This is a genomic window from Allobosea sp. NPDC003192, from assembly GCF_050275675.1.
Lineage (GTDB): Bacteria > Pseudomonadota > Alphaproteobacteria > Rhizobiales > Beijerinckiaceae > Allobosea.
In genome coordinates this window covers 1-7,485 of record NZ_JBNNPK010000046.1, presented here as the reverse complement: position 1 = coordinate 7,485, position 7,485 = coordinate 1, and the positions used below count along the sequence as shown (strand labels likewise).

The window sequence follows — 7,485 nt, the reverse complement described above, 5'->3', positions numbered from 1 at the left end:
GCCGAAGCCAGGCGCCGCGGCGGCATTCCGGTCGACGGCCTCGGCATGCTGCTGCACCAGGCGGTCCCGGGTTTCGAGCGCTGGTTCGGCGTCCGCCCGCAGGTGACGGCTGAGCTGCGCGCAAAGCTCGAAATCGACATTCCCCGAGCTTGAGCAGGATGACGGAGGCGCTGCGATGACCTTCCTGCTCGGCCTCACCGGCTCGATCGGCATGGGCAAGTCGACGACTTCGGCGATGTTCCGCGCCGCCGGGATACCCGTCCACGATGCCGACCAGACGGTGCACGATCTCTACGCCGGCGCCGCAGCGCCGCAGATCGAAGCGGCTTTCCCTGGCACGACAGCCGGCGGCGTGGTCGACCGCGCCAAGCTCTCGGCCGCCGTGCTCGGCCAGCCCGAGGCGCTGGCGAAGCTTGAGGCGATCGTCCATCCGCTGGTCCGCGCCGAGGAACAAGCCTTCCTGGCGAAAGCTCGCAAGAGTGGCGCGACCGTCGCCGTGCTCGACATACCGCTGTTGCTGGAGACCGGCGGGGAGGGGCGCTACGACGCGGTCGTCGTCATCACCGCCCCCGCGGAGGTCCAGCGCAAACGCGTCCTCGGCCGCCCCGGCATGACCGAGGAAAAATTCGCGGCGATCCTCGCCCGCCAGATGCCGGATGCGCAGAAGCGGCGCCGGGCGCACTTCCTTGTGGACACCTCGCGCGGGATCGTGGCCGCCGAGCGCCAGGTCCGATCTATCCTGAATGCTGTCGCCGGCCGCTTCGGCCGGACGGAAAAGGCGGGCTGACATGCGCGAGATCGTTCTCGATACCGAGACCACCGGCGTCGAAGCGCTGAAGGGCGATCGCATTGTCGAGATCGGCTGTGTCGAGCTGGTCAATCATTGCCCGACCGGCCGCACTTTTCATGTCTACATCAATCCCGAGCGGGACATGCCGGACGGCGCCTTCAGGGTGCACGGGCTGTCCGAGGCCTTTCTCTCCGACAAGCCGGTCTTCGCGGCGGTCGCCAGCGAGTTCGCCGCCTTCATCGCGGATGCCAGGCTCGTCATCCACAACGCCGCCTTTGACGTCGGCTTCATCAACATGGAGTTCGGCCGGCTCGGCCTGCCACCGATCGTGCCGGCGCTGGTGGTCGATACGCTCGCCATGGCGCGGCGCAAGCATCCCGGCGCCAGCAACAGCCTGGACGCGCTTTGCTCGCGCTACGGTATCGACAACAGCCGTCGCACCAAGCACGGAGCGCTGCTCGACTCCGAGATCCTGGCTGAGGTCTATATCGAGCTCATCGGCGGCAAGCAGACGAGCCTCGGCTTCGGCAGCGCTGCCGCCAGCAAGGCGGGCGCCGGACTTTCAGTTGCGATCGAGCGCCCGGTCCGCCAGCGCTCGCTCGCGCCACGGCTGACGCCGGAGGAACGAGCGGCGCATGAGTCCTTCGTGATGAAGCTCAAGGGGCCGCTCTGGCGCGACTATCTCGGAGTCCCCGAGGAGGCGTGAACCTCTGTCATCCTCGGGCGACGCGTAGCGACGACCCGAGGATCTCCTGAATGAGATGCTCGGGACAAGCCCGAGCATGACGGCTGGATTGTTACCCGCCGCGCTTCCGGCTGGCGCGGCGCGACATCATGTTGAGCCCCTCGATCAGGGCCGAGAAGGCCATGGCGGCGTAGATGTAGCCCTTCGGGATATGGGCGCCGAAGCCCTCGCCGATCAGCGTGCCGCCGATCATCAGCAGGAAGCCGAGCGCCAGCATCACGATCGTCGGGTTCTTGTCGATGAAGCGCGCCAGCGGATCGGCCGCGAGCAGCATCACCAGCACGGCGACGATGACGGCGATCACCATCACCGGAATATGCTCGGTCATGCCGACCGCGGTGATGATGCTGTCGATCGAGAAGACGAGGTCGAGCAGCAGGATCTGGAAGATCACGCCGCCGAAGGTCACGGCCGCGGCCGCGCCGCCGTCGAACATGTCAGGGCCGTGATCGGGATCGACCTTGTGGTGGATTTCCTTGGTCGCCTTCCAGACCAGGAACAGGCCGCCGGCGATCAGGATCAGGTCGCGCCAGGAGAAGGCCTTGCCGAAGACCGAGAATACCGGCGCGGTCAGCTGCACGATGAAGGCGACGGTCGAGAGCAGGCCGAGGCGCAGGATCAACGCCAGCCCTATGCCGATCCGCCGGCCGCGCGCGCGCTGGTGCTCCGGCAGCTTGTTGGTCAGGATCGAGATGAAGATGAGGTTGTCGATACCGAGGACGACCTCCATGGCGATCAGGGCGCCGAGCGCCGCCCAGACTGCTGGGTCGGCGGCGAGCGTCATAAGGGCATCCATGGAGTCGTGAACCTCGCGGGTACGGCGCGCCGTCATGGCGGCCTTCTGGCCCGCGGGACATGGAAACGCCCCGGCGATTCCACAACGGGCGGTTCAACAAAAAAGAGCCCCGGAGGGCTCTTATCTGTCTAATTCGTGAGGTCGATGACCGTTCAGGCGTTCGGCTCGCCCTGCTGCGCCTGCATCTCCTCGAGGCGCTGGCGATACAGCGCGGCGAAGTCGATCGGGTCGATATAGAGCGGCGGGAAGCCACCATTGCGCACCGCTTCGGCGACGATCGCCCGGGCGAAGGGGAAGAGCAGGCGTGGGCAGTCGATCATCACGACCGCATGCAGCTGCTCCTGCGGCACGCCGAGGATGCGGAAGACGCCGGCATAGCTGAGCTCGAACGCGAACAGCGTCTCGTCGTTCAGCGTCGCCTTGCCCTCGAGCGTCAGGATCGTCTCGATGTCGTTCTCGCCGAGCGCATTGGCGTGAACGTTGACCTGGAGGCCGATCTGCGGACCGCCCTGCTGTTGCTGTTGGGTCAGCGAGCGCGGAGCGTTCGGATTCTCGAAGGAGAAATCCTTGATGTACTGAACCAGCGTGTTGAGGCTGGGCCCCTGCTGGTTGGCGGCGCCGGCGCCGTTGCCGTTTTCGTTGGCCATCGGTCCCATCACTATCTGCAGAAAATCATCGGGAAATTCCGTGCCGTGGCCGGAACTGCCCGGCAAAGCGGCGGCGCCGGGCTCGCGTCGGCTATCATGGCGAGGGAGCCGGCACAAGCGAGGCGACCTTTGGCGCCCTTGTCGTACCCGGGGGTGGATGTTACGAGCCTGCGTCACCATATCCGCCTGAAGCCGGGCGGTGAAAGCGCGCCCGCGTGTGGGAATGACTGTTTTTTCGAGGTTCGGATCAGCCGGCGATGCAGAATTTCGATATGACGACCCTGGTCTTCCTGGCCCTGGCCGTTTTCGTCGCCTGGAAGCTGCGCTCGGTGCTCGGTCAGAAGACCGGGCACGAGAAGCCGCCGGTCGATCCGTTTGCGCGTCGCGAGACGCCGCCGCTGCGGCCTGATCAGCCGGGCAATGGTGAGCGCCGCGACAATGTCGTTCGTCTCCCGGGCGCCGCCAACGATGCCGCGGCTGCGCCTGTGGCCGACGCCGAGCGCTGGAAGGATATTGCCGCTCCGGGCTCGCCCATCGCTCTCGGCCTCGATGCCATCGTCCGCCAGGAGCCCCGCTTCGAGCCGCAGGGCTTCCTCGTCGGCGCGAAATCGGCCTACGAGACCATCGTCACGGCCTTCGCCCGCGGCGACCGCAAGACCTTGAAGGGCCTGCTGGCCAAGGAGGTCTATGACGGCTTCGAGCAGGCGATCACCGAGCGCGAGAAGCGCGGCGAGAAGGCCGAATCCAACTTCGTCTCGATCGACAAGGCCGAGATCGTCGCGGTCGACGTCAAGGGCAAGGTCGCCCAGGTCACCATCGCCTTCGTTTCGCAGCTGATCAGCGCAGTGCGCGATGCACAGGGCAATGTCGTCGACGGCAGCGCCGATGCGGTCTCCGAGGTCAACGACGTCTGGACCTTCTCGCGCCAACTCGGCAGCCGCGATCCGAACTGGCTGCTGGTCGCGACCGAATCGGCCGCGTGATCCGTGCCGTCGGTCTCGTTCTGGGGCTGCTGGCCGCAGGTATCGCGATGACCGGCGCGCAAGCTTCGCCTCCACCTCTGCCGACGGGCGCCCGGGCCGAACCCGTGGCGCCCGCTGCGCTTGCAGGCTGGAGTGTCGACGATCAGCTCGCCGTATTGCGCTTGTTCGCACAGGGCTGCGAGACCGATCCGCCATTGCGCCAGGGTGCTCCTCCTCCGTCGGCCCTGCCAACGCTCTGCACCAAGGCCGCGGCCCTGCTCGCTGCGGGCAATGTCAGCCCGGATGCCGCTCGCCGCTTCTTCGCAGACAATTTTGCCTTCTGGCGCATCCGCCCGGCCGGGGCCGAGCGCGGCTTCATGACCGGCTATTTCGAGCCGGAGTTCGAGGGCTCGCTGACCCGCTCCGACGCCTTCCCGACGCCGCTCTACGGCCGCCCGGCCGATCTCGTCACCAAGATGCCCGGCGATGACTGGCCGGGCTTCGATGCGGGCCTGACTTCGGCGCGCCGGACGAACAGGGGATTGGAGCCCTTCCCGGACCGCGCGGCGATCGAGGAGGGCGCGCTCGCCGGCCAGGGTTTGGAAGTTCTCTGGATGCGCGATCCCGTCGATCGCTTCGTCCTGCAGGTCCAGGGATCCGGCCGGATCCGCCTGCCGGATGGCAGGGTGACGCGCCTGGTCTATTCCGGGCGTAATGGCCATCCCTATACCTCGCTCGGGCGCGAGCTCAGCCGGCGCGAGAACATCCCGCCCGAGCAGATGACGATGGACAAGCTGATCGCGCGGCTGAAGGCCGATGCCGGCTTCGCCCGCGATCTCATCCGGCTCAACCGCTCCTTCGTCTTCTTCGCCCGCAACGACGATCTGCCACCTCAGTCCGGCCCGATCGGCGGCGCCGGCTTGCCGCTGACGCCCCTGCGCAGCGTCGCTGTCGACCGCTCGCTCTGGCCTTATGGCATGCCGGCCTGGATCGAGACCGAGATCCCCGACGGCAAGGGCGGCAGCGAGAAGCTCGCCCGGTTGATGCTGGCCCAGGATACGGGAACGGCGATCGTCGGTGCCGCCCGGATCGACCTCTTCGTCGGCTCAGGCGCGGAAGCAGGCCACCGCGCCGGCCTGATCCGTCATCCCGTCGATTTCATCGTGCTCTGGCCGCGCTGAGCCATGCGCCGGCGTGGCAAGCTCCTCTCCGAGGCGGAACTCGCGCTCTGGCGCCAGGTCGCGCGCACGGTCACGCCGCTCGCGGGCCGCGCGCCCGTTGAGCCCGAGCCAGAGGCCGCGCAGGCAAAACCTGCTCCGGCTGCGGAGACTGGTCCGCCTGTGGCTGTGCTGGCGCCTGGGCGCTCCTCCGCCAAGCCCGCTCCGCCGCCTTTGGTGCCGCTGGAGCGGCGCATGCGGACGCAATTGCGTCGCGGCCAGCAGGGCGTCGAGGCTGTCATCGACCTGCACGGCCTGCGTCAGGAGGAGGCGCATTCGGCCTTGCGCGGCTTCCTGCGCCTCCAGCAGCAGCGTGGCGCCAAGCTCGTGCTGGTGGTGACCGGCAAGGGCATCGCCGGCGATGTTCCCTATGGCGAGGAGCGCGGCATCCTGCGCCGCAATGTCCCGCATTGGCTGCGCCTGCCCGATCTGCGGCCGCTGGTGCTCGGCTTCGATGAGGCCGAGCAGCGCCATGGCGGCGCCGGCGCGCTCTATATTCGCCTGCGTCGCAGCCGGGAGACCGGCTGATGACGCCGTTCGGCCGCCGCGTCCGCCAATTGCGCGCCGCCCGCGGCGTCACCCTGGCGCAGATGGCGCAGGCGCTCGGCGTCACCCCGGCCTATCTTTCGGCGCTGGAGCACGGCAAGCGCGGCCAGCCGACCTTCACTTTGATCCAGGGCGCGATCCACCATCTCGGCGTGATCTGGGACGAGGCCGACGAATTGATCCGCCTCGCCGAGCTCTCGCACCCGCGCGTGGTGATCGATACGGCCGGGCTCGAACCCGAGGCGACCTTGTTCGCCAATCGCCTCGCCCATGAGGTGGAATGGCTCGGCCCGTCCGACCTTGCGGCGCTGACCTCGATCCTCGACAGCGCCGCGCGCCGGCGCGGCAGCGCTTGACCTCGCCTGCCGTCAATGCAACACGCCGCCATCCTCCCGCCATCACGGATCGTTTCATGACCTCCAAGCGCTATGACGTGCTCGCCTTGGGCAATGCCATCGTCGACGTCTTCGCTGCGGCGGAGGAAGATTTTCTGGCGAAGTACGAGCTGGTCAAAGGCTCGATGGCGCTGATCGACGAGCCGCGGGCCGAATTGCTCTATGGCGCGATGGGCCCGGGCAAGGTCGTCTCGGGCGGCTCGGCCGCCAACACCATTGCCGGCCTCGCCTCCTTCGGCGGCAAGGGCGCCTTCATCGGCAAGGTCAAGGCCGACGAACTCGGCCAGCTCTACCGCCATGACCTCACCTCGCTCGGCGTCGCCTTCGACACCGCCGCGGCGACCGACGGCCCGGCGACGGCACGCTCCTTCATCATCGTCACCCCCGATGGCGAGCGCACGATGAACACCTATCTTGGCGCCTGCCAGGGCCTGTCGCCGGCCGATGTCGATGCCGCCACCGTCGAGAACGCCGATATCGTCTATCTCGAAGGCTATCTTTGGGATCCGCCGGCGGCCAAGGACGCCTTCCGCAAGGCCTCGGAGCTCGCCCACAAGGCCGGCGGCCGCGTCGCCATCACGCTGTCGGACTCCTTCTGCGTCGATCGCTATCGCGACGAGTTCCTCGGTCTGATCCGCAATCGCATGGTCGATCTCGTCTTCGCCAACGAGCACGAGCTGAAGAGCCTCTACCAGAGCGCCGATTTTGATACGGCGCTGGCGGCGCTGCGGGCCGAGAATGTGCTTGCGGTGATCACCCGCTCGGAGAACGGCGCTCTGGCGCTGACGCCGGATGGCGTCGTGGCCGAGCCGGTCTTCCCGATCGAGCGCGTCGTCGATGCGACCGGCGCCGGCGATCTCTTCGCCGCCGGCTTCCTGCATGGCCTGACGACGAACCGCGAGGCGCGCGATTGCCTGCGGCTCGGTGCTTTGGCTGCCGCCGAGGTCATCAGCCATGTCGGCGCCCGCCCGGACGTCAACCTGAAGACGCTCGCGGGCAATAACGGCCTGCTCTGAAGGAAAAGCGCGGGCGGCTCAGGCCGCCCGCTTCAGCCCCGTCGCACTCCAGATCTCGCTGAGGGCGCTGACCAACGTGGCGATGTCCTCGTCCGAATGCAGTGGCGTCGGCGTAATCCGCAGGCGCTCGGTGCCGCGCGCCACGGTCGGGTAGTTGATCGGCTGGACGTAGATCGCGAAGCGCTCCAGCAACTCGTCGCTGATCCGCTTGCACAGGGCGGCATCGCCGACCATCACCGGCACGATATGGCTCGGATTGGGCAGATGCGGGATGCCGGCCTGGTCGAGCTGGCCGCGCAGCTTGCGGACCCGGTCCTGCTGGCCCTCACGCTCGGCCGAGCTGACCTTGAGATGCCGGATCGCCGCGAGCG

The 7,485-nt window shown here is 67.7% G+C and carries 10 protein-coding genes and 1 pseudogene; 8 read left to right on the top strand and 3 right to left on the bottom strand.

What is annotated here, in order from left to right; translation table 11 throughout:
- The 3 genes and pseudogenes from ACQKLX_RS29760 to dnaQ form a co-directional block, all read left to right on the top strand.
- Positions 1-153: pseudogene (locus ACQKLX_RS29760) on the top strand (shikimate dehydrogenase); the annotation flags it as partial.
- Between the two features lie 22 nt (positions 154-175).
- Positions 176-787 carry a dephospho-CoA kinase gene (gene coaE / locus ACQKLX_RS29755; protein WP_427365170.1) on the top strand — a complete coding sequence of 204 codons (612 nt, stop codon included), beginning with the start codon at positions 176-178 and terminating at the stop codon, positions 785-787.
- A gap of 1 nt (position 788) precedes the next feature.
- Positions 789-1,496: a DNA polymerase III subunit epsilon gene (dnaQ, locus tag ACQKLX_RS29750; RefSeq protein ID WP_427365169.1), complete on the top strand. Its 708-nt coding sequence runs from the start codon at positions 789-791 to the stop codon at positions 1,494-1,496.
- 91 nt (positions 1,497-1,587) lie between these two features.
- Here dnaQ and ACQKLX_RS29745 read toward each other — a convergent pair whose 3' ends face one another.
- Positions 1,588-2,331: a TerC family protein gene (locus ACQKLX_RS29745; protein WP_092163270.1), complete on the bottom strand. Its 744-nt coding sequence runs from the start codon at positions 2,329-2,331 to the stop codon at positions 1,588-1,590.
- 152 nt (positions 2,332-2,483) lie between these two features.
- Complete coding sequence (secB, locus tag ACQKLX_RS29740; RefSeq protein WP_427365168.1) at positions 2,484-2,987, bottom strand: protein-export chaperone SecB; 504 nt, start codon at positions 2,985-2,987, stop codon at positions 2,484-2,486.
- Between the two features lie 248 nt (positions 2,988-3,235).
- Here secB and ACQKLX_RS29735 point away from each other — a divergent pair, with 248 nt between their 5' ends.
- Genes ACQKLX_RS29735 through ACQKLX_RS29715 form a run of 5 tightly spaced genes read left to right on the top strand, consistent with a single transcriptional unit; the run spans position 3,236 to position 7,114 of the window.
- Positions 3,236-3,961: a Tim44/TimA family putative adaptor protein gene (locus ACQKLX_RS29735; protein WP_427365167.1), complete on the top strand. Its 726-nt coding sequence runs from the start codon at positions 3,236-3,238 to the stop codon at positions 3,959-3,961.
- Positions 3,958-5,121, top strand: coding sequence for a murein transglycosylase A (gene mltA, locus ACQKLX_RS29730; RefSeq protein WP_427365166.1), 1,164 nt, complete (start codon positions 3,958-3,960; stop codon positions 5,119-5,121). The genes ACQKLX_RS29735 and mltA overlap by 4 nt, the downstream gene beginning before the upstream one ends.
- A 3-nt stretch (positions 5,122-5,124) precedes the next feature.
- Entirely contained in the window at positions 5,125-5,685 is a 561-nt protein-coding gene (locus ACQKLX_RS29725; RefSeq protein ID WP_427365165.1) for a Smr/MutS family protein, read from the top strand.
- Entirely contained in the window at positions 5,685-6,059 is a 375-nt protein-coding gene (locus ACQKLX_RS29720) for a helix-turn-helix domain-containing protein (RefSeq protein WP_427365164.1), read from the top strand. Before ACQKLX_RS29725 ends, ACQKLX_RS29720 begins: the two co-directional genes overlap by 1 nt.
- A gap of 56 nt (positions 6,060-6,115) precedes the next feature.
- Positions 6,116-7,114 carry an adenosine kinase gene (locus ACQKLX_RS29715; protein WP_427365163.1) on the top strand — a complete coding sequence of 333 codons (999 nt, stop codon included), beginning with the start codon at positions 6,116-6,118 and terminating at the stop codon, positions 7,112-7,114.
- Between the two features lie 18 nt (positions 7,115-7,132).
- On the opposite strand, the gene ACQKLX_RS29710 is transcribed toward ACQKLX_RS29715, so the two are convergent.
- The coding region (locus ACQKLX_RS29710; RefSeq protein WP_427365162.1) for an aminotransferase class I/II-fold pyridoxal phosphate-dependent enzyme at positions 7,133-7,485 on the bottom strand (353 nt) is incomplete at its 5' end.